Raw genomic sequence first — 21207 nt, 5'->3', positions numbered from 1 at the left:
GTGCAATCGCGGTTTGCTCGCGACCGGTATAGGATCGTTTACGGGAACGTTCCCACTATCGTTCTCGAATTCTCTGGAGTCAATATCTTTTTTGAGGCATGCTGGAGAGCGGCGGCTCAATGCCGACTCGAATGGAAAAGGCTCAATGAATTCAAAGACGGATGAAGTTCCGGGACAGACCCGCGTCACTATTCACGGCGTCGCTGCCGCAGCCGGTGTCTCCAAGTCCACCGTGTCCCGCATTCTCGACGAAAGGCTACCGCGATCCGACAGCGAGACCGCGCGTCGCGTGCGCAAGGTTGCCGAAGAGCTGGGATACGTTCGGGACGTTTCCGCAGCGAGCCTTAGGCGCGGCAACACAATGACAATCGGGGTGATCGTGCCCAGGCTGACGGATACGGTCATGGCCATGCTTTACGAAGCACTGGCCAAGGCTTGCAGCCGTAGTGGCCGCTTCGCGATTGTCGCAACGACCGACGACAAGCCAAAGGCAGACCGGCTTGCGGCCGAGTCTCTGCTGAAGCGCGGTGTCGATGGACTGATTCTTTCGACGGCGCGGGAAGACGATGACTTTCCGGACGAGCTGGCAAAACGCGGTATCCCTTATGTCCTGGCACTCCGGACGGATGGCCACAGCCTCTCGTCGGTCGGCGATGACAGGCTCGGTGGTTACCTCGCGGCCCGCCACCTCCTCGATCTCGGCCATCGCAAAATTGGTGTCATTGCCGGTCCATCCTATGCCTCCAGTTCGCGAGGCCGCGTGGAGGGTTTCCGCCACGCCCTGGAAGAGGCTGGATTGAATGCAGATCCCTCATACATCATTCCCTCGACATTCGGCATCGAGTCCGGTGCGGTAGCCGTCGAAACCCTAATGCACCTTAGTCCGCGCCCAACCGCTATTTTCGCGGTCAACGACAATACCGCCATCGGCGCCTTGTCGGGACTGACGAAACTTGGCCTTTCCGTGCCGCAGGACATCTCGATCGTAGGCTATAACGACATTCCGATTGTTCGCCACCTCTCCACGCCGCTGACGACGTTGCGGGTGCCGTTCGAGCAAATTGCATCAAACGCCCTTGATCTTCTTGCCGGTGACAACAGCCCTGCCGACGAGCGTATTCGGATCTCGGCCCCAACCCTCATTCCAAGGAAATCGACGGCACCGATGCGCTAAAGCTCGCGACACACGCACACACCACTATCTACACACGATTGATCGAGTGGGTGCGATCACTCTATTCTCCGATAGCAAGTCGCCAGATGTTTCGCAGACCATGCTGCGCTTATGCGGCCGGCATGCGGCGGCCGCATAAAGAGGAAGGACCAGCATGCCGGAACCGCTCAAAAACTTGCTGCATGAGGCATTGGTCGGCGATATGGCCGATCGCATTGCCGGCAACGCGCCGACTTTCGATAAAAGCCGCTTCGTGATGCTGGCGACCGACGGCCTCACCGCGCTGGAGCTGATGGAGCGCTCGGCCCTGATCCGCGACGCGCTGTTTGCAACACTCCCCGGCGATTTCCGGGAGGCCGCAGCTATTCTGAAGGCGAGCCTGCCTGCCGCCGGCAGGCCGGGGCTCTCCGGCTGGATGCTGCTGCCGGTCAATCAGTTCATCGCCGCATGCGGCCTTGATCACTTCGATCTCGGTCTCGATCTCCTGAAGGCGCTGACGCCGCATTTCACCGCCGAATTCGGCATCCGCCCCTATATCCACCGCGACCAACAGCGCGCACTGGCGATCATTTCCGGCTGGCTCGACGATCCCGACCAGCATGTGCGCCGGCTGGCGAGCGAGGGAACGCGGCCGCGCCTGCCCTGGGCGATGCGCCTGCCGCAGCTAGTCAAGGATCCGGCACCGATCCTGCCCATCCTGACCGCGCTGATGGATGATCCGGAGGATTATGTGCGCCGATCCGTGGCCAACAGCCTGAACGACGTCGCCAAGGATCACCCCGATCTGGTCGCCGCCTTCATCGCCGGCCATATCGACGGCGCTTCCTCCGAACGCCGCTGGCTGCTGAAACATGCCTCGCGCACGCTTCTGAAGAACGGCCACGCGCAGGCGCTCGCCAATTTCGGCTTCGCCGCCACCACTTCGCTCGAATGCGAACTGCGGCTCCGGAATGCTGAGGTGATGTTCGGCGAAGGGCTGGATTTCGAAATTCGGGTGACGAATGCCGGCGAGCGCGCGCAGTCGCTGATGATCGACTACGCCATTCACCATGTGAAGAGCGACGGTTCGCTCTCACCCAAGGTCTTCAAGTGCAAGGCAATAATGCTCGCTCCGGGGCAAAGCCATACAATTGGGCGCCGCCACGCCATGCGGCCGATCACCACGCGACGCTATTATCCAGGCGAACATCGCATGGCCATCCTCGTCAACGGCGCGGAGACCGCATCGCAAAGCTTCGTCCTCGTCATGCCCTGACCTGACCAAGGCTGAGGCTTTCTTGTGCACCGCACTTGACTTTCCACGCGAACTAGCCCAAATGCGGGTCAGCTTTCACCCTTCCGGCCGCCGCGTGAGCGTGCCCCTGCTGAAAAATACAGACGCAGGAAGAAGGGACAAAAGCGCATTTCGATAGAGTGCCGCACTCCCATGAGCGGCCAGAAGCGCTGGAAAGCTTTTTCCAACTCACAAGTTCCCACTTCACGCGGGGTTCTTGACGCCAGAATGAAACCGGATCGCATGGTGCGTTCCGGCGATAGTCGTTGTGGCGCCCCGAAAGGTTTTGCCTTGACTAATTTTGAATCGCTTGGTGTCTCCAAGCCGATCGTCGCTACTTTGTTCCAGCTCGGCATCGAAACGCCGACGCCGATCCAGGAACATTCCATTCCTCTCCTCCTCGAAGGCCGCGACCTGATCGGCCTTGCCCAGACCGGCACCGGCAAGACGGCCGCTTTCGGCCTGCCGCTGATCGAAAAGCTGCTTGCCGACGAACGGCGCCCCGACAACCGCACGACGCGGACGCTGATCCTTGCACCGACCCGCGAACTGGTGAACCAGATCGCCGAGAGCCTGAAGAAGTTCATCCGCAAGTCGCCGCTGCGCATCAATGTCGTCGTCGGCGGCGTCTCGATCAACAAGCAGCAGCTTCAGCTCGAAAAGGGCACCGACATCCTCGTCGCCACGCCGGGCCGCCTGCTCGACCTCGTCAATCGCCGCGCGATCACGCTGACTGCGGTTCGTTATCTCGTGCTCGACGAAGCCGACCAGATGCTCGACCTCGGCTTCGTGCATGATTTGCGCAAGATCGCCAAGATGGTGCCGAAAAAGCGCCAGACCATGCTGTTCTCGGCCACCATGCCGAAGGCGATCGCCGATCTTGCCGGCGAATATCTCGTCGATCCCGTCAAGGTCGAAGTCACGCCTCCGGGCAAGGCTGCCGACAAGGTCGAGCAGTACGTCCATTTCGTCGCCGGCAAGAACGACAAGACGGAGCTGCTCCGCAAGTCGCTGACCGAAAACCCCGATGGCCGCGCCATGGTCTTCCTGCGAACCAAGCACGGTGCCGAGAAGCTGATGAAGCATCTCGAAAACATCGGCTATTCTGTCGCCTCGATCCACGGCAACAAGAGCCAGGGCCAGCGCGAGCGGGCACTGAAGGCTTTCCGCGACGGCAGCATCAAGACGCTGATCGCCACCGACGTCGCCGCCCGCGGCATCGATATCCCGGCCGTCAGCCACGTCTACAACTACGACCTGCCTGAGGTGCCCGACGCCTATGTCCACCGCATCGGCCGCACGGCGCGCGCCGGCCGCGACGGCATCGCCATCGCCTTCTGCGCCCCCGACGAAGCCAAGCTGCTGCGTGATATCGAGCGCCTGATGGGCATCGACATCACTGTCGCAAGCGGCGAACCGCCGGCAAACATCAGCGGCGGACCCCGCCGTGCCAACGGCAATGGTAACAACCGCAATCGCAATGGCGGCCAGGGTCGCGACGGCCAGGGTCGTGGCGAAGGGCGGGGCGACCAGAACCGTTCGGAGCATCGCGGCAGCCGTCAGGAACGCCGCCCGCGTCGCGAAGGTGAAGGCAACGAAGTCCGCGCCGGCGGCGAGGAGCGTCGTCCACGTCCGGAGCGCTCGACCAGCCGCAACGAGGACTTCCGCGGTCAGCGCCGCGGTGAAGCGACCCCGGATCTCGGCCCCGACAACGATCTGGCCTCGACCTCCGATTTCCGCGCCTCTGCAAAGCCGCAGCGTCCGGCGCATCACGGCGCCCATGCCAACGGAGAGCCGAGCGGTCATCACCGCGGCAACAGCCGCCATGCCCACGGCCGCCCGGCCCGCAAGCATGGCGAGGACCGCGGCCCGCAGCAGGCTCAGGCCGGCGAACCGCGCCGCGACAGCAACGGTGGCAACCGCCGCGGTGGCTCCGGCTCCCGCAACGGTGGCGGCCAGCGCCGCGAACGCGCCTGACAATTGAACGACTGAAAAGCGGAAAGGCCGGGGATCGAACTGACCTCCGGCCTTTTTGTTATCTACGCTTCCGCAGGCCTAGGCTCGCTGGACGTCCTACGGTTCGTGAGATAGACGCCTGTCACGACCACCACGGTGCCGACGATCAACGGCAGGGTCAACGGTTCCCCGAAGGCTATGAAGGCTTCGAGAGCAACCGCCGGCGGCATGAGGTAGATCAGCGAGGCGGCGCGTGACACCTGCCCCCGGCGGATCAGATAGAGCAGCAGTCCGACGCCGCCCATCGACAGGCCGAAGACCGACCAGATGAGCGCGCCATAGGCTTCTCCCGTGCCGTCGAAATGCTGGCGCTCGAAGATCAGCGAAAGCGGCACGGTGAGGACCAGCGCGCCGACATATTGCAGGGTCGCGATGGTTCTGAGGTCGCCGGATTGCAGGTGTTTCTTCTGATAGAGCGTGCCGTAGGTGACGGACGCCATGGCGACGAGGTTGATCGCCAGCGGCAGGGCGGCATGCGTGAGATCGGCGGTTGCCGGATCGAGCAGCTTCGGCGAAATGGCGATGGCAATGCCGACGAAGCCAAGGGCAAGGCCGAGCTTCTGTGCCGGCTGCAGCCGCTCGCCGATGAGGAAGGGAGCTGCCATCGCTGTCAACAGCGGCTGCAGCGCTGCGATGATGCCCGATATGCCGGCCGGCACGCCATTGGCGATCGCCCACCAGAGACCGGCGAGATAGAAACCATGCAGGAAGAAGCCGGAATAGACGGCGCGCAGCGCCGTCGCCCGGCTGTTCGGCCATTGCGCCCGCACCACCAGGCAGAGCGCCAGGAATGCCGCCGCCGACAGCGCGTAACGTATCGAAAGAAAGGTGAAGGGCTCGGAATGCAGCGAGGCATATTTCGCCACCACCCAGCCAGTGGACCAGAGCAGGACGAAAACGGCGGGGGCAAGGCGATCGAAGGACATGGAGCGGCTCGGGAGAGAAGGGTCGCCGTGCTGATAGCCCCACCCGGCGGCGGTCGTCAAAGGCGAAGCGTTGATGTTTATTTGAAATTTCGCTGATGGCAGAGACCCAGTGGCGGTCGCGCCAGCCGGCATTTGCCACGGAGGGCGGGCCGGGGAGCCTTAGGCGCGTGACTATATTCGACCGTCTTGACCGAACGAAAAGCGATCACATGCTCAGATTTTGCGCAAGCCTAGGGGTCACCCATCCGTCATGCCGCACTGCATCACTTATAAATGCCCAGATTTTCACCCGTTTTCCGCAGCGCAAAATCTTTTCCTCGAACTGCGCATGGTTCTTGCATTGCAATTTGCGTTGTATTCAAATGAACAAAAAAGGGGAGCCGAGCTTTTGGCATTTGATGAAATGATTACCGGGGACGAAAGTCCTCGCGCGCCTTATGAAAAATACTTCGAGTGGTACAACAGCCAAGACCGGGCGCATCTGATTGCCAAGTCCCGCGATGCGGAAAACATCTTCCGGAAGACCGGCATCACCTTCGCGGTCTACGGCCATGCCGACAGTTCCGAAAAACTCATCCCCTTCGACATCATTCCCCGCATCATCTCCGCCCGCGAATGGCGCAGGCTCGCCCAAGGCATCGAGCAGCGGGTGATCGCGCTGAACGCCTTTCTCGACGATATCTACCACAAGCAGGAGATTATCCGCGCCGGCCGCATCCCGCGCGAGCTGATCGAAAACAACATCACCTTCATCCCCGAAATGATCGGCTTCCGGCCGCCCGGCGGCGTCTACACCCACATCGTCGGCACCGACATCGTGCGCACCGGAGAGGACCAGTTTTACGTGCTGGAGGATAATGCCCGCACGCCCTCCGGTGTCAGCTACATGCTGGAAAACCGGGAAACCATGATGCAGATGTTCCCTGAGCTCTTCCACGAGAACAAGGTGCAGCGTGTCGAGGATTATCCCTACCTGCTGCGCCAGAGCCTCGCCTCGCTCGCCCCTCCCGGCTGCAAGGGCAAGCCGCGCGTCGCCGTGCTGACGCCGGGCATTTACAATTCCGCCTATTACGAGCATTCGTTCCTCGCCGACATGATGGGCGTCGAACTGGTTGAGGGCGCGGATCTGCGCGTCATCGACGGCAAGGTGAAGATGAGGACGACACGCGGTTACGAAGCGATCGACGTGCTCTACCGCCGCGTCGACGACGACTTCCTCGATCCCCTGACCTTCCGCTCCGATTCCGCGCTCGGCATTCCCGGCATCATGGATGTCTACCGCTCCGGCAACATCACTATCGCCAATGCTCCGGGCACCGGCATTTGCGACGACAAGGCGATCTATTCCTATATGCCGGAGATCGTCGAATTCTATACCGGCCGTAAGGCCCTGCTTGAAAACGTGCCGACCTGGCGCTGTTCGGAAGCCGCCAGCCTGAAATACGTGCTGGAGCATCTGGAAGAGCTGGTCGTCAAGGAAGTGCACGGCTCCGGCGGCTACGGCATGCTGGTCGGCCCGACCGCATCGAAGAAGGAGCGCGCCGATTTCGCCGAGAAGCTGAAGGCCAAGCCGAACAATTACATCGCCCAGCCGACGCTGTCGCTCTCCACCGTGCCGATCCTCGTCAACAAGGGCATCGCGCCGCGCCACGTCGACCTTCGCCCCTATGTGCTTGTATCCGACAAGGTACAGATCATTCCGGGCGGGCTCACCCGCGTGGCGCTGAAGCAAGGCTCGCTGGTGGTCAATTCCAGCCAGGGCGGCGGCACCAAAGACACTTGGGTATTGGAGGACTGATGCTCGGAAGAACAGCAAACGGCCTCTACTGGATGTTTCGTTACATCGAGCGTGCCGAAAATATAGCCCGCCTGATCGATGCGGGGTTGCGTATGTCGCTGACCCGCAGCAGCACTGGCGATGACAATTGGGATGGCGTGCTGCAAAGCGCGGGCGTGCGCGAGGCTTATGACGAAGGCCACAACAAGCTGACCAACGCCGACGCGATCGACTATCTCTTGCGCGATCACACCAATCCGTCGAGCGTCATGTCTTGCATCGATTCGGGCCGCAACAATGCCCGCATGGTGCGCACGGCGCTGACGCGTGAGACCTGGGAGGCCACCAACGAATGCTGGATCGACTTGAAGTCGCTGCTCGAAAAGCGCGTCAAGGCGGCCGAGATGCCAGAGGTGATCGATGTCATCAAGCGCCGCGCCGGGCTCATCCGCGGCGCCTTCCATGGTTCGACACTGCGCAACGAGCTCTATAATTTTGCCCGCATCGGCACCTTCATCGAGCGGGCCGACAATACCAGCCGCATCCTCGACGTGAAATATTACGTGCTGCTGCCCTCGGTTTCGTCAGTCGGCTCCTCCCTCGACAACGTGCAGTGGGAATCGATTCTGCGCTCGGTCTCGGCGCACCGCGCCTATAGCTGGGCCTATGACGGCGAATACCGGGCGATGAACATCGCCGATTTCCTGACGCTGAATGTCCAGATGCCGCGCTCGCTTGCCTATTGCTACGAGAAGATTGTCAGCAATCTCGGCTATCTCGCCCAGAATTACGAGGAGCGGCTCCCTGCCCACGATACCGCGGATTCAATCCGCACCACGCTGCAGACGAGGGCGATCCGGGATATCATGGATCAGGGCCTGCACGAGTTCCTGGAGGATTTCGTCTCGCGCAACAACAAGCTCGGCGCGGAAATTTCCGACGGCTACCGGTTCTATGCATAAGCGGATAACAATATGAGATTGAAGATCAGCCACCTCACCGAATACCGCTACGACGGACCGACGCAGTTCTCGCTGCAAAGGCTGCGGCTGACGCCGCCGACCAGCCCCGCACAGAAAGTGCTCGGCTGGGCCCTGAACGTCGAGGGTGCCACGCCGGAAGTAGAATATGACGACCAGTACGGCAATCACGTCAACCTCGTCTCGCTGGAAGGCGAGCAGGAGGTGACGCGCATCCTGGCCGAAGGCGAAGTCGAGACCGAGGACAATAACGGCGTCACCGGCCCGCATACCGGTTTCTGCCCGCTTTGGCTCTTTCTACGCGACACGCCGCTAACCAAGGGCGGCAAGCTGGTAAAGGAACTCATCAAGGGCGTCAGCGGTGACAATGAGCTTGCCCGCATGCATGCGCTGATGGCGGCGATCCACGAGACGGTCGATTATAAGCCCGGCACCAGCAACACCGAGACGACGGCCGAACAGGCGCTGGAGAGGAAGAGCGGCGTCTGCCAAGATCATGCGCACATCTTCATCGCCGCTGCCCGCGCCCTGCAGGTGCCGGCGCGTTACATCTCCGGTTATTTGATGATGGAAGAAAAGATCGAACAGGCTGCGACCCATGCATGGGCCGAGGCCCATATTCCCGGCCTCGGCTGGGTCGGCTTCGATCCCGCCAATGAGATCTGCCCGGATGCGCGCTACATTCGTGTCGCCTCCGGTCTCTGCTATCGCGACGCCGCGCCGATTTCAGGCATGCGCATCGGCACGCCGGGCGAAACGCTGTCGGTCACCGTGAAGGTCGAGGATGGCGGACAGATGCAAAGCCAGAGCCAGAGCTGAGCCTACAGACAGCTTTACCGCACCCTACGATGGTGCCGATAGAGTAGCTGCCGAGTTCGTCGCGACTTCTGGTGCGCGGGCCACGCTTGGTGTATTTCGGCCCCATCCAAACGCTATTCCGCCGCAAGAACCTGAAGGTGACCGCGCACACCGTAGCTGAGGATCGCCTGGTCGGCCGTCAGCAACGGTACGCGATGAAAACGGGCCGTAGCGGCGATGATGCGGTCCGCGGGGTCGGCATGAAACTCGCCGGGTAGCCGGACACTGTCTATCGTGATCGAGGGCTCAATCGGTGCAAGCTGGATTCCGGGCAGAGACAGCGCGCTGTCGATCCATCGCCCCACATCGTCGCCGAGCGCCAGGCGTCCCTTCTGCACAAGCATCGCGATTTCCCAAGGCGTAATCGCCGAAATCAGGATCCGGCTTCTCTCCGTCATCTCGTCGATAATGCGCCGGGGCCTGTGAACCGAGGTGTGCATCGTCCTGCATTGCCCAAACGAGGATATGCGTATCGATGACGATCAACGAACGGCGTCCCAATCCGAGGGTTCAACTGCCGGAGACAGCGGATCGTCATAGCGCAATACGCTGCCCTTCATCGCGCCGATGATACTTCTGCGTCTGCTGGGGCCAGGTGCCGGCGAAAGCACGGCAACTGGCCTGCCGCGTTTGGTGATGACGATAGATTCATCGTCCTTCCCTATCTGGTCGATAAGGTTCAGGCATTTCGCCTTGAACTCCGCCTTACCGACCGTCTTGGACATGACTGTATCTCCTGTACATCTGTACGGAATAGAGAGCCATTTCCACATTGAACAAGTGCAAAGAAAAAGACGGGGTCGTGCCCCGCCTTTTTCTCGTTATGGATTGAACCGCGCTAGTGGCTGTCCTTGCCGACAGCGTTTCCGCGACATCCCTTGAGGAAGTCGAGGTCGGCGCCGGTATCGGCCCCTTCGACATGCTGCTGATGCAGGAAGGCATAGCCGGATGTAGGCAGATCATGGTTCGGCTGCCATTCGGCCAGCCGCCTTGCCAGTTCTTCCTCGGAAATGTCGAGATGCAGACGACGGTTCGGCACGTCCAGCTCGATCATGTCGCCGTTTTTCACGACCGCCAGCGGCCCGCCGACAGCCGCTTCCGGCGAGGTGTGCAGGACGACGGTACCGTAGGCCGTTCCGGACATGCGGGCGTCGGAAATGCGCACCATATCGAGGATGCCCTTCTTCAGCACCTTCGGCGGCAGCCCCATATTGCCGACCTCGGCCATCCCGGGATAGCCCTTCGGCCCACAGTTCTTCATGACCATGATGCAGGTTTCGTCGATGTCGAGGTTATCGTCATTGATCTTAGCCTTGTAGTCATCGATATCCTCGAAGACAACAGCCCTGCCCTTGTGCACCAGCAGATGCGGCGAAGCCGCCGAAGGCTTCAGCACCGCGCCCTTCGGCGCGAGGTTGCCGCGCAGCACGACGATGCCGCCCGAAGCTGTCAACGCCTTTTCGGCCGGCAGGATAACGTCTTCATTCCAGTTGACGACGTCCTTGACCTCGTCCCAGACGGTTTCGCCGGATACCGTCAGCGCATCCTTGTGCAGGAGGCCCGCCTCGCCGAGGCGCTTCAGCACCACCGGCAGGCCGCCGGCATAGAAGAACTCCTCCATCAGGTATTTGCCCGACGGCATCAGGTTGACGATGGTCGGGACGTCGCGGCCGCAGCGGTCCCAGTCGTCAAGCGAAAGATCGATGCCGACACGGCCGGCGATGGCGAGCAGGTGGATGACGGCGTTGGTCGATCCACCGATGGCCGCGTTGGTGCGGATGGCATTCTCGAAGGCCTGCTTCGTCATGATCTCGGAGGGCTTCAGGTCGTCCTTGACCATCTGCACGATACGCCGGCCGGTCAGCTGCGCCATGACCTTGCGACGGGAATCGACGCCCGGGATCGCGGCGTTGCCGGAGAGCGCCATGCCGAGCGCCTCGGCCATGGAAGCCATGGTGGAGGCGGTGCCCATGGTATTGCAGGTGCCCGACGAACGGCTCATCGAGGCTTCCGCCTCGAGGAATTCGGCCTGCGTCATCTCGCCGGCCTTCACCATTTCGGAAAACTTCCACAGATGCGTGCCCGATCCGACGCGTTCACCACGGAAATAGCCGTTCAGCATCGGTCCGCCTGTGACGACGATCGACGGCAGGTCGCAGGAGGCCGCCCCCATGATAAGCGACGGCGTGGTCTTGTCGCAGCCGACCAACAATACGCAGCCATCCATCGGCTGCCCGCGGATCGCCTCTTCCACCGCGAGCGCCGCAAGATTGCGGTACATCATCGCGGTCGGACGGAAGGTGTTTTCGGATGCCGAGAACACCGGCACCTCAAGCGGGAAACCGCCGGCCTCCCATACGCCCGCCTTCACCTTCTCGGCGAGCTCTCTGAGATGACCGTTGCAGGGGGTCATATCCGACCAGGTGTTGAGGATCCCGATCACCGGCCGGCCGTCGAACAGGTCGTGCGGATAACCCTGGTTCTTAAGCCAGCCGCGGTGATAAATCACGTCGCGGCTCGTACCGCCGTACCATTCCTGCGACCTCAGCCTGCGCGGCCATTCCGCTTTCTTTTTCATCGTCTCTATCCTTCAGGATATCGCCGGACCGCCCCGTACGGCCCAGGTTATCGCACTTGTCTCAAGCCAGGGTGTAGGCGGTCTTGACGGTTGTGTAGAATTCGGCGGCGTACTTGCCCTGCTCGCGCGGGCCGTAGGACGAACCCTTGCGGCCGCCGAACGGCACGTGGAAATCGACGCCTGCCGTCGGCAGGTTGACCATCACCATGCCGGCCTCGGAATTGCGCTTGAAGTGCGTGGCATGTTTCAGGCTGGTCGTGGCGATGCCGGCCGAAAGGCCGAACGGCGTGTCGTTGGCCGTCGCCAGCGCCTCGTCGTAATCCTTCACCCGGATCAACGAGACCACAGGCCCGAAGATCTCCTCGCGCGAAATGCGCATTTGGTTGGTCGCTTCGGTAAACAAGGTCGGCTGCAGGTAGAAGCCGGGCGTGTCGCGCGAGATCACCTCGCCGCCGAAGGCGAGCTTGGCGCCTTCCGACTTGCCGATCTCGATATAGTCGGTATCGGTCTTCAACTGCCGCTCATCGACGACGGGGCCGATATGGGTGCCGGCCTTCAGCGCGTTGTCGACGACGAGCGTCTTCAGCTTCTCGGTAAGTGCTGCGACGAACTTGTCGTGAATGCCTTCGGTGACGATCAGGCGCGAGGAGGCGGTGCAGCGCTGGCCCGTGGAGAAGAAGCCGGAATTGGCGGCAGCCTCGACGGCGACGTTGAGATCGGCATCGTCAAGCACGACCATCGGGTTCTTGCCCCCCATTTCCAGCTGGAACTTGCGGTTATGCTCGATCGAGGCGGCGGCGACGCGTCTGCCGGTACCGGTGGAACCGGTAAACGTGATGCCGTGAACGTCGGGGCTTTCGAGCATGGCCTGGCCGACGACCGAGCCTTTGCCCATGACGAGGTTCAGCACGCCCTTCGGCAGGCCGGCGCGGTTGAGAATATCGACGATCGCCCAGGAACAGGCGGGCACCAGTTCGGCCGGCTTGAAGACGATGGTGTTGCCGTAGCAGAGCGCCGGCGCGATCTTCCAGGCGGGAATGGCGATCGGGAAATTCCACGGCGTGATGATGCCGATGACGCCGAGCGCCTCGCGGGTGATCTCGACGCCGATATTCGGGCGAACCGATGGGAGAACCTCACCGGCCAGCCTCAGCGCCTCACCGGCGAAGAATTCGAAGATCTGCGACGCGCGGATCACCTCGCCCGTAGCCTCCGGCAGCGTCTTGCCTTCTTCGCGCGCAAGCAGCGCGCCGAGTTCATCCTTGCGCGCCATGATCTCGTCGCCTGTCTTCTTCAGGATGACGTGGCGCTCCCAGATGCCGGAGCGCGACCAGGCTGGGAAGGCGGCCTTGGCGGCGGCAATGGCATTTCTCGTGTCATCAGCGCTGCCGTCGGCATAGAGGCCGACAACCTCATTCGTATCCGACGGGTTGATGTTCTTCGTCGCGTTCGAGCCGACCCATTCGCCGGCGATCAGGTTTTGATAAATGGTCATGGGCTTAACAAGCCTCCTTTACCTTCTACGAGCAAAGAGCCGGCCACCGAATGCGGCCAGGTCTTGAATTCAGAGCTGTCTGACGGCGATCTCTTCCTCGGCGGCCACCTTCAGCGGGTTGCGGAGCGCCAGGCCGAATTCGGCAACTTCGATCTCGAAGACATCGCCCTCTTCGGTCTTGACGCCGTCGGCAAAGGAAAGGGTCGCCGTGCCGAACATATGGACATGCACATCGCCCGGAGCACGGAAGAGGCCATATTTGAAATGGTGATATTCCAGATTGGCAAAGGTGTGCGACATGTTCGCCTCACCAGACAGGAACGGCTTTTCGAAGATCACCTTGTCGCCGCGCTTGATGCGCGAGGTGCCGCGAATATCCTCAGGCGCCGCGCCGACTCGGATTTCCGGGCCGAAGCTGGCCGGGCGCAGCTTCGAATGGGCGAGATAGAGATAGTTGATCCGCTCGGTGACGTGATCGGAAAATTCGTTCGACAGCGCAAAACCGATACGGAAGGGCGAGCCGTCCTTGGCGATCACGTAGATGCCGGCCATCTCCGGTTCCTCGCCGCCGTCGAGCGCGAAGGAAGGCGAGATGAGCGGGGCGCCGGGGGCTGCGGCGCCATGGCCGTTGCCCTTGTAGAACCATTCGGGCTGGACGCCCTTTTCGCCGGCCTTCGGCTTGCCGTTCTCGAGGCCCATCTTGAACATCTTCATCGAGTCCGTGAGGGTTTCCTCGGCGGCTTCAGTGGTCTTCTTGTGCATGGAATCGCGCGTTGCCGCCGAGCCCAAATGCGTCAGGCCGGTGCCGGTCAGATGCAGGTGCGCGGCATCTGGATGGGTGATCGGCGGAAGGAAGCGGCCTTCCGCATAGGCCTTTTCAAGATCGACGGCATCGCCGTAGCCATGCGCTTCGATGACCGAGGCAAGCGACTTGCCGCCATCTGCGGCTTCCATCGCCAGTGCATAGACGCTGACGGCGTTCTTGACCGACCTTGCAGCGCCGCCCTGCTCACGCACGGCGACGATGATCTCTCCGTTTGCACCCTTGATCTGTGAAATAAGCACGTCTTCGATCCTTCTCGTTTCGGCGAAGACAGGAAAAAGCTCCGCCTGTCCGGCTCCATCAGGAGCCGGAATCCATCATTCATAGGCTGCGAATGCCTGGCTGGCGCCTTGAGGCGCTCAGCCCTTGTTCTTGTTGTAAACGTCGAAGAACACTGCGGCGAGAAGCACGAGGCCCTTCACCATCTGCTGGAAGTCGATGCCGAGCCCGACGATCGACATACCGTTATTCATGACGCCCATGATGAACGCGCCGATGACCGCACCGGTGATCTTGCCGACGCCGCCGGACGCCGAGGCGCCGCCGATGAAGCAGGCAGCAATGACGTCGAGCTCGAAACCGACGCCGGCCTTCGGCGTTGCCGAGTTCAGACGCAGCGCGATGATCATGCCGGCAAGGCCTGCAAGCACGCCCATATTGACGAAGGTGTAGAAGCTCAGCCGCTCGGTATTGATGCCTGAAAGCTTGGTCGCCTTCGAATTGCCGCCCATGGCATAGATGCGACGGCCGATCGTGGTCCGGCGGGTGATGAAGGCATAGATCGCAATCAGCACCAGCATGACGACGAGAACGTTCGGCAGGCCCTTATAGGTGGAGAGCAGATAGCCGATCCACAGGATGGCGAGCGAAACGACCATGTTCTGGACGATGAAGAAGCCCATCGGCTCGACGTCGATCCCGTGGTCTTCGTTCACCTTGCGGCGGCGCCAGGCGAGGTAGAAGAGGATGACAGGCAGGATCACGGTCAGGATCAGCGAGGTCGACTGCACGGGTGTGCCTGCAATATCGATCATGCCGCCCGGCAGGAAGCCGGTGCTGATAACCTGGAACTCCCTCGGGAACGGACCGATGTTCTTGCCGTTCAGAACCGTCAGCGTCAGGCCGCGGAAAACAAGCATACCGGCAAGCGTCACGATGAACGATGGGATGCGGTGATAGGCGATGAAATAACCCTGCGCCGCGCCGATGATGCCGCCCACGATCAGGCAGATCAGGCCGGCAAGCCAGAAGTTCATGCCCCATGACACGGTGAAGATCGCCGCGAGCGCGCCGACGAAGGCGACGATCGAGCCCACCGACAGGTCGATATGGCCGGCGACGATGACGAGCAGCATGCCGAGCGCCATGATGACGATGAAGGAGTTCTGCAGAACAAGGTTCGTCAGGTTTACCGGCTTGAAGAGAATGCCGCCGGTATAGAACTGGAAGAACACCATGATCGCGACGAGTGCGATGAGCATGCCGTATTCACGAATATTGCCGCGGATATAATCGGCAACGGAAACGACGTTGCTGTGCTCGGTTGTCGGGTTGACCGGAGTCATTGTCTCTTCTCCCCTGAGCGCATGATAGCGCGCATGATAGTTTCCTGGCTTGCTTCTCCCTTCGGCAATTCGGCGACGATGCGTCCTTCGTTCATCACGTAGATGCGGTCACATGTGCCAAGCAGTTCGGGCATTTCCGATGAGATCATCAGAACGCCCTTTCCATCGGCGGCAAGCTGGTTGATGATAGTATAGATTTCGTACTTTGCGCCAACGTCGATGCCGCGGGTCGGCTCGTCGAGGATCAAAATATCGGGATCGGAAAACAGCCACTTCGACAGCACGACCTTCTGCTGGTTGCCGCCCGAAAGATTGACCGTTTCCTGGAAGACGCCAGAGGAGCGGATGCGCAGCTTCGACCGGTAATCGGTCGCGACCCTCATCTCCTTGATGTCGTCGATGACGCTATTGCTCGAAATCCCATTGAGGTTGGCAAGCGTCGTATTGTGCAGGATGCTGTCGCTGAGCACGAGACCGAGTTGCTTGCGGTCCTCGGTGACATAGGCAAGACCGGCGTCGATCGCCTTGCGCACAGTGCTGACATCGACAGCCTTGCCATTGACGAAGACCTCGCCGCTGACTTTGTGGCCATAGGATTTGCCGAAAACACTCATGGCGAATTCGGTGCGGCCAGCCCCCATGAGACCGGCAATGCCGACAACCTCGCCCTTGCGGACGTTGACGTTGATGTCGTGCAGCACCTGGCGGTCGCGGTGCTGCTGGTGATAGGCGTTCCAGTTCTTCACTTCGAAGATCGTCTCGCCGATCGGCACGGAACGCGGCGGATAACGGTCGGCCAGATCTCGGCCCACCATGTTCTTGATGATGATGTCTTCGCTGATCTCGTCCGTGTGACAGTCGAGCGTCTTGACGGTCATGCCGTCGCGGAGCACCGTGATCTGGTCGGCAACCTTACGGATCTCGTTCAGCTTGTGGGAAATGATGATCGAAGTGATGCCCTGATTGCGGAACTCGATCAGCAGATTGAGCAGCGCGTCCGAGTCCTTCTCATTGAGCGAAGCGGTAGGCTCGTCGAGGATGAGCAGCTTCACGCTCTTCGACAGCGCCTTGGCGATCTCGACGAGCTGCTGCTTGCCGACGCCGATGTCGGTGACCAGCGTGTTCGGAGATTCCCGCAGGCCCACCTTGGTGAGCAGCTTCTTCGTGCGGTTGAAAGTCTCTTCCCAGCTGATGACGCCGTTCTTGGCATTCTCGTTGCCGAGGAAGATGTTTTCGCCGATCGACAGCAGCGGCACGAGCGCCAGCTCCTGGTGGATGATGACGATGCCGATTTCTTCGGAGTCCTTTAGGACCTTGAAGTTGCGCGTCTCGCCTTCGTAGACGATGTCGCCTTCATAGCTTCCCGTCGGATAGACGCCCGATAGTACTTTCATCAGGGTCGATTTACCGGCCCCGTTTTCGCCTACCAACGCGTGGATCTCACCCTGGCGAACCTTGAGGTTCACATTCTCCAGCGCCTTGACGCCCGGGAACGTCTTGGTGATGCTCCGCATTTCGAGGATGGTATTGTCCATAGTCAAACTTCCAGCGCCTCCGGCCGTCGAGCGGCCGGGCGATCATAAAATCGAAGACCGGAACCCGCAAGCGCGGGTTCCGGTCCCTCTCATTACTTCAGCTTGTCTTCGGTGTAGTAACCGCCGTCGACGAGGATCTGCTTGTAGTTGGTCTTGTCGACAGCAACCGGCTTCAGCAGATAGGACGGAACGATCTTGACGCCGTTGTCGTAGGTCTTCGTATCGTTGACCTCGGGCTCCTTGCCGGACATGACGGCATCGACCATGGCAACAGTGACCTTGGCGAGTTCGCGGGTGTCCTTGAAGACCGTCGAGTGCTGTTCGCCAGCAATGATCGACTTGACCGACGGAACTTCGGCGTCCTGACCGGAAACAACCGGGAGCGGCTGGTCCGGAGTGCCGTAGCCGACGCCCTTCAGCGACGAGATGATGCCGATCGACAGACCGTCATAGGGAGACAGGACGGCATCGACCTTGGCGTCGGTGTAGTTGGCCGAGAGCAGGTTGTCCATGCGGGCTTGGGCCGTTGCAGCGTCCCAACGCAGCGTGCCGACCTTGTCCATGCCGGTCTGGCCGGACTTCACGACGAGCTTGCCGCTGTCGATGTAGGGCTGCAGGACGGACATTGCGCCATCATAGAAGAAGAAGGCGTTGTTGTCGTCCGGCGAGCCGCCGAACAGTTCGATGTTGAACGGGCCCTTGCCATCCTTGAGGCCGAGGGCGTCAACGATGGAACCAGCCTGCAGAACGCCGACCTGGAAATTGTCGAACGTCGCATAGTAGTCGACGTTGGCCGAGTCGCGGATCAGTCGGTCATAGGCGATGACCTTGATGTTGGCGTCATGAGCCTTCTGGAGAACGTCGGAAAGCGTCGTTCCGTCGATCGAAGCGATGACGAGAACCTTGGCACCCTTGGTGACCATGTTTTCGATCTGCGAAAGCTGGTTCGGAATATCGTCGTCAGCATACTGCAGGTCGGTCTTGTAGCCGGCGGCCTCGAGCTGCTTGACGATGTTGTTGCCGTCGTCGATCCAGCGAGCCGAAGACTTCGTCGGCATCGCGATGCCCACGAGCCCCTTGTCCTGCGCCATGGCAGGCATAACGAACGAAGCGACGCCGAAGGCGGCCGCAGCCATCAATGAGATAATGGATTTCATTTCTCTCTCCCTTGTTAATAGACGGCGGACGAAAAATCGCCCGCCCCGAAACTGTGGCAGGTTCCGTATTGGATAGTTACTTCAGATGGTGAGAAACGAAGTAGGTCTCCTCCACGATCTCACACGTGTTGAGTGCCAACCAGCACACGGCGGCAAACTGGTATGGATTCCTATAACTGTCAAATAGAATAAGTGGTAATATGCATAACAATTTTGGTATATCGTTAAAAAGTATTACTTTTGATGGAGCGCAGTGAGGAGGCTGCAACCATGGCGATTGTTTCCGAGCTATTTTCGATGGATCACATCGATATCCACAGCGATAATTTCGGCGATGACAGCCTTTTACGTGCAGGACTTAAGCTGAATCACCTGCGCATGATCGTCGCAATCGAAGATAGCGGACAGATTTCCGCCGCAGCCGACGTTCTGAACATTTCGCAGCCCGCCGCATCGCGGATGTTGTCCGAAATGGAATCGATTACCAAGACGTCGCTCTATGAGCGGGTGGCCCGCGGCGTGGTGCTGACAACCTTCGGCGCAGCGCTTGCCCGAAGGGCTCGCAAGATCCTCCTGGAGCTGCGCGAGGCGAGCCGCGAGATCGGTGAATTGAAAAGCGGCAAGGGCGGGTCGGTCTTCATCGGCGCGGTGACGGCGCCGGCCATGAGCCTCGTCGTTCCGGCAATCAACAAGGTGCGCAAGGCCTATCCGGGCATCGAGATCAACATCCAGGTGGAGACGAGCAACGTGCTTGCCCGCGAGCTGCTCGCCGCCCGCCATGACTTCATCATCGGCCGCATTCCCGATGATCTCAATCCGCGCCTGTTCGAGGTGACGGAGATCGGCATCGAGCGGGCTTGCCTGATCGTGCGCAGCAGCCACCCGCTTATGAAGCAGAAGACGAGCAGCCTTTCAGAGGTCAGGGATTACGACTGGGTGTTCCAGCCGCCGGGCACGCTGCTGCGCCGCACGATCGAGGACGTTTTCCTGTCGCGCGGCGTGGCGCTGCCCGAAAACATCGTCAACACCTCCTCGCTGTTGCTCACCTGCGCCATCGTCTGCGAAACCGATGCGATCGCTCCCGTTGCCGTCGACGTCGCCCAGTTCCTGGCCAGCCAGGGCTCGAATGCCTCCGATGTGCGCATGCTGCCGATCGATTTCGACATCAACGTCAAGCCCTACAGCATGATCACGGCGAGGGAACGGGCGCTGCCGCCGAGTGCAAGGCTGCTCTACGACATCATCCTCGAGGAGAGCCGCAAGCAGGCCGGCTGACGACACCCGCAAGCCCTGCGCCATCTTGCCCGCCTTTAATGCACGCGTCGAAAGGGAGCGCATGCTGTTCGGACAGTCGGTATTTCAATCAGTCCTCGAGCGGCTGAAGGCGGAGGGCGAGACGGACGAAGACGCCGGGGCGCCGGCCGTCCATCGCGTCTCCGGCCTCGGCACCGGGCTTGCCTTCGATGTCATGGCCTTCGATGTCATGGAAGATGTCTCGACCGCCTCGCAACGGGTCGGCCAGGCCTATTTCGACAATCTGGATCTTGATGCTGCCGCCGCGATCGCGGAGGCACCGGCGGCTGCGCCTCCACCCCAGCCCGTCATGCCGGACCATCTCGCCCGCATCGCTCCGGAAGAGATTGCTGCGGAACTGGCGATCGCTGCCGCCGATACCCAACAGACGCTGAACGAGAAGCGGCGCGCCTTTGCCAAGGCCAATCATCCTGATGGAGTCCCAGAGCTTTTCCGCGACAATGCCAACAGGCGCATGATGATCGCCAATCTGCTGATCGACGAGGCGATGCGCCGCCTGCCGCACAGCTGAAGCTTTCTCGCGAACGCAGGCAAAGGTTCCGAGGCTTTGGAAGAGCCGCCGTTTCCGACTCGATTCGCGAACTCTATATGGGCTGTTTTTCCCGCGATTCAACAGGTGCCCATGGCACGCAGTTTGATTCTTTCGCGCTCGGGTAGCAGAGAAATGTGCCGCTTTTTGCGACCAGCAATAGCATATTTCGGGACCCCAGTAGACCATGCCTACTCCCTTTTCGGTAGGCCGTAGCTGTTTAGCGAAATTGAATGCGATACAACCTGTTGTAACATAGCGTGGTGCAAATGTTCTCAGGAGACCGCCAACATGTCATCTACGGAAGATCCGAAGCTGCCGCGCAACAATGCGCGCAGACATTTTCTAGGCGTAGCCGCAGCCGCTGGTGCTCGTCTTGCCGGCGTGGCAGCCTTGGCCACGGCAATTTCCACCTCTCCGGCCAACGCGCTGGGGCGGCTTTGGGGACGGGGCGGCTCCGGTGGACACGGAGGCTCTGGCGGGAGCGGTGGCTCAGGTGGAGGTGGTGGTGGTGGCGGCAGCGGGAGCGGCCCAAATTGCTTCCTGCGGGGAACGGCGATCCTCACGGATTGCGGTGAGAAGCCTGTCGAGAATCTCAGCATCGGCGATCGCGTTGCCCTTCCTGACGGCAGCACCCGCCCGGTAAAGTGGGTCGGCCGCCAAAGTTTCAAGAAGAGCGGCGCGCGCTGGCCCAACGACGTCGTGCCGATCCGGGTTTCCCGCCACGCACTGGACGGGCAAACACCCCACTCGGATCTCTATCTGTCGCCTGGCCATGCGCTGTACCTGAACGGCATTCTGATCCAGGTGAAGGACCTCGTGAACGGTAAAACGATTGCATCGGTCACTCCCGCCGCTGACGTATCGATCGAGTACTATGCCGTCATGCTCGATACGCACGAAGTTATCCTTGCCGAAGGTGCTGAGGCCGAGTCCTTCCATCTGAAGAACAGCAATCACGAGAACTTCTGCAATTTTCCAGAGTACGAGCGTCTCTATGGCAAGGAACGCATCGTGATGACATCCTTTGCGCCGTTGCTGGGAGGTGGCTGGTCACATTTGAAAGCGCTTCTCCTGCTCGGCGTTTCGCCGCTGGTACCGCTGCACGATCCATTCGGGAATGCCTGCGAAAAGATCGACGCGCAAGCCAAGGAACTGTCACTCTGACAGGACGGGAATGCGCAGGGATCGTGCTGGCTGCACGTGA

At 60.8% G+C, this 21207-nt stretch carries 17 protein-coding genes and 1 pseudogene; 9 read left to right on the top strand and 9 right to left on the bottom strand.

What is annotated here, in order from left to right:
• Positions 1-145 precede the first annotated feature (145 nt).
• The 3 genes from RWJ89_RS30020 (at position 146) to RWJ89_RS30010 (ending at position 4424) form a co-directional block, all read left to right on the top strand.
• Positions 146-1174, top strand: coding sequence for a LacI family DNA-binding transcriptional regulator (locus RWJ89_RS30020; RefSeq protein WP_316031915.1), 1029 nt, complete (start codon positions 146-148; stop codon positions 1172-1174).
• A 154-nt stretch (positions 1175-1328) separates the two neighbouring features.
• On the top strand, positions 1329-2429 hold the full coding sequence (locus RWJ89_RS30015) for a DNA alkylation repair protein (RefSeq protein ID WP_316031890.1): 1101 nt from the start codon (positions 1329-1331) through the stop codon (positions 2427-2429).
• A 261-nt stretch (positions 2430-2690) separates the two neighbouring features.
• On the top strand, positions 2691-4424 hold the full coding sequence (locus RWJ89_RS30010; protein WP_316031914.1) for a DEAD/DEAH box helicase: 1734 nt from the start codon (positions 2691-2693) through the stop codon (positions 4422-4424).
• A gap of 62 nt (positions 4425-4486) precedes the next feature.
• On the opposite strand, the gene RWJ89_RS30005 is transcribed toward RWJ89_RS30010, so the two are convergent.
• Complete coding sequence (locus RWJ89_RS30005; protein WP_316031889.1) at positions 4487-5389, bottom strand: DMT family transporter; 903 nt, start codon at positions 5387-5389, stop codon at positions 4487-4489.
• A 388-nt stretch (positions 5390-5777) separates the two neighbouring features.
• Between RWJ89_RS30005 and RWJ89_RS30000 the strand changes: the two genes are divergently transcribed.
• Genes RWJ89_RS30000 through RWJ89_RS29990 form a run of 3 tightly spaced genes read left to right on the top strand, consistent with a single transcriptional unit; the run spans position 5778 to position 8965 of the window.
• Complete coding sequence (locus RWJ89_RS30000) at positions 5778-7187, top strand: circularly permuted type 2 ATP-grasp protein (protein WP_222000757.1); 1410 nt, start codon at positions 5778-5780, stop codon at positions 7185-7187.
• Positions 7187-8128: an alpha-E domain-containing protein gene (locus RWJ89_RS29995; RefSeq protein ID WP_020051219.1), complete on the top strand. Its 942-nt coding sequence runs from the start codon at positions 7187-7189 to the stop codon at positions 8126-8128. The genes RWJ89_RS30000 and RWJ89_RS29995 overlap by 1 nt, the downstream gene beginning before the upstream one ends.
• Positions 8129-8140: 12 nt before the next feature.
• Positions 8141-8965 (top strand): transglutaminase family protein, encoded by an 825-nt coding sequence (locus RWJ89_RS29990; RefSeq protein WP_020051220.1) that lies wholly within the window; start codon positions 8141-8143, stop codon positions 8963-8965.
• 113 nt (positions 8966-9078) lie between these two features.
• Here RWJ89_RS29990 and RWJ89_RS29985 read toward each other — a convergent pair.
• The 8 genes and pseudogenes from RWJ89_RS29985 to chvE all read right to left on the bottom strand — a co-directional run bounded on the left by RWJ89_RS29985 (position 9079) and on the right by chvE (position 18157).
• Positions 9079-9490, bottom strand: a pseudogene (locus RWJ89_RS29985) (type II toxin-antitoxin system VapC family toxin).
• Positions 9487-9729, bottom strand: a complete 243-nt coding sequence (locus RWJ89_RS29980; RefSeq protein ID WP_131639669.1) for a type II toxin-antitoxin system Phd/YefM family antitoxin — start codon at positions 9727-9729, stop codon at positions 9487-9489. Before RWJ89_RS29980 ends, RWJ89_RS29985 begins: the two are co-directional and overlap by 4 nt.
• 113 nt (positions 9730-9842) lie before the next feature.
• Positions 9843-11582, bottom strand: a complete 1740-nt coding sequence (araD, locus tag RWJ89_RS29975) for an L-arabinonate dehydratase (RefSeq protein WP_020051223.1) — start codon at positions 11580-11582, stop codon at positions 9843-9845.
• Between the two features lie 61 nt (positions 11583-11643).
• Complete coding sequence (locus RWJ89_RS29970; RefSeq protein WP_316031888.1) at positions 11644-13077, bottom strand: aldehyde dehydrogenase family protein; 1434 nt, start codon at positions 13075-13077, stop codon at positions 11644-11646.
• A gap of 69 nt (positions 13078-13146) precedes the next feature.
• The gene (gene araD1, locus RWJ89_RS29965; protein ID WP_011653084.1) at positions 13147-14142 is read right to left on the bottom strand and encodes an AraD1 family protein; all 996 of its coding nucleotides are present in this window, start codon (positions 14140-14142) and stop codon (positions 13147-13149) included.
• A 117-nt stretch (positions 14143-14259) separates the two neighbouring features.
• On the bottom strand, positions 14260-15465 hold the full coding sequence (gene mmsB / locus RWJ89_RS29960; RefSeq protein ID WP_077979000.1) for a multiple monosaccharide ABC transporter permease: 1206 nt from the start codon (positions 15463-15465) through the stop codon (positions 14260-14262).
• Entirely contained in the window at positions 15462-17000 is a 1539-nt protein-coding gene (gene mmsA, locus RWJ89_RS29955; RefSeq protein WP_029872334.1) for a multiple monosaccharide ABC transporter ATP-binding protein, read from the bottom strand. Before mmsA ends, mmsB begins: the two co-directional genes overlap by 4 nt.
• 92 nt (positions 17001-17092) lie before the next feature.
• Positions 17093-18157, bottom strand: a complete 1065-nt coding sequence (chvE, locus tag RWJ89_RS29950) for a multiple monosaccharide ABC transporter substrate-binding protein (RefSeq protein ID WP_020051228.1) — start codon at positions 18155-18157, stop codon at positions 17093-17095.
• Positions 18158-18427: 270 nt separating this feature from the next.
• On the opposite strand from chvE, the gene RWJ89_RS29945 reads away from it, so the two are divergent.
• From RWJ89_RS29945 to RWJ89_RS29935, 3 genes are all read left to right on the top strand, one after another.
• The gene (locus RWJ89_RS29945; protein WP_131664515.1) at positions 18428-19432 is read left to right on the top strand and encodes a LysR family transcriptional regulator; all 1005 of its coding nucleotides are present in this window, start codon (positions 18428-18430) and stop codon (positions 19430-19432) included.
• Between the two features lie 61 nt (positions 19433-19493).
• Positions 19494-19982 (top strand): hypothetical protein, encoded by a 489-nt coding sequence (locus tag RWJ89_RS29940; protein ID WP_222000756.1) that lies wholly within the window; start codon positions 19494-19496, stop codon positions 19980-19982.
• A 309-nt stretch (positions 19983-20291) separates the two neighbouring features.
• On the top strand, positions 20292-21167 hold the full coding sequence (locus tag RWJ89_RS29935; protein WP_222000755.1) for a Hint domain-containing protein: 876 nt from the start codon (positions 20292-20294) through the stop codon (positions 21165-21167).
• Positions 21168-21207: the final 40 nt, after the last annotated feature.

This window comes from Rhizobium sp. 10PS4 (assembly GCF_032464805.1).
GTDB classification, from domain to species: domain Bacteria; phylum Pseudomonadota; class Alphaproteobacteria; order Rhizobiales; family Rhizobiaceae; genus Rhizobium; species Rhizobium laguerreae.
This window is presented reverse-complemented; position numbering and strand designations above follow the sequence as displayed.

What these genes read in the sequence shown, in the direction of transcription:
- RWJ89_RS30020 (WP_316031915.1), top strand. Translation starts at nt 146, where the DNA reads ATGAATTCAAAGACGGATGAAGTTCCGGGACAGACCCGCGTCACTATT.
- RWJ89_RS30015 (WP_316031890.1), top strand. Translation starts at nt 1,329, where the DNA reads ATGCCGGAACCGCTCAAAAACTTGCTGCATGAGGCATTGGTCGGCGAT.
- RWJ89_RS30010 (WP_316031914.1), top strand. Translation starts at nt 2,691, where the DNA reads ATGGTGCGTTCCGGCGATAGTCGTTGTGGCGCCCCGAAAGGTTTTGCC.
- RWJ89_RS30005 (WP_316031889.1), bottom strand. Translation starts at nt 5,389, where the DNA reads ATGTCCTTCGATCGCCTTGCCCCCGCCGTTTTCGTCCTGCTCTGGTCC.
- RWJ89_RS29995 (WP_020051219.1), top strand. Translation starts at nt 7,187, where the DNA reads ATGCTCGGAAGAACAGCAAACGGCCTCTACTGGATGTTTCGTTACATC.
- RWJ89_RS29990 (WP_020051220.1), top strand. Translation starts at nt 8,141, where the DNA reads ATGAGATTGAAGATCAGCCACCTCACCGAATACCGCTACGACGGACCG.
- RWJ89_RS29980 (WP_131639669.1), bottom strand. Translation starts at nt 9,729, where the DNA reads ATGTCCAAGACGGTCGGTAAGGCGGAGTTCAAGGCGAAATGCCTGAAC.
- araD (WP_020051223.1), bottom strand. Translation starts at nt 11,582, where the DNA reads ATGAAAAAGAAAGCGGAATGGCCGCGCAGGCTGAGGTCGCAGGAATGG.
- RWJ89_RS29970 (WP_316031888.1), bottom strand. Translation starts at nt 13,077, where the DNA reads ATGACCATTTATCAAAACCTGATCGCCGGCGAATGGGTCGGCTCGAAC.
- mmsB (WP_077979000.1), bottom strand. Translation starts at nt 15,465, where the DNA reads ATGACTCCGGTCAACCCGACAACCGAGCACAGCAACGTCGTTTCCGTT.
- mmsA (WP_029872334.1), bottom strand. Translation starts at nt 17,000, where the DNA reads ATGGACAATACCATCCTCGAAATGCGGAGCATCACCAAGACGTTCCCG.
- chvE (WP_020051228.1), bottom strand. Translation starts at nt 18,157, where the DNA reads ATGAAATCCATTATCTCATTGATGGCTGCGGCCGCCTTCGGCGTCGCT.
- RWJ89_RS29945 (WP_131664515.1), top strand. Translation starts at nt 18,428, where the DNA reads ATGGCGATTGTTTCCGAGCTATTTTCGATGGATCACATCGATATCCAC.
- RWJ89_RS29940 (WP_222000756.1), top strand. Translation starts at nt 19,494, where the DNA reads ATGCTGTTCGGACAGTCGGTATTTCAATCAGTCCTCGAGCGGCTGAAG.
- RWJ89_RS29935 (WP_222000755.1), top strand. Translation starts at nt 20,292, where the DNA reads ATGTCATCTACGGAAGATCCGAAGCTGCCGCGCAACAATGCGCGCAGA.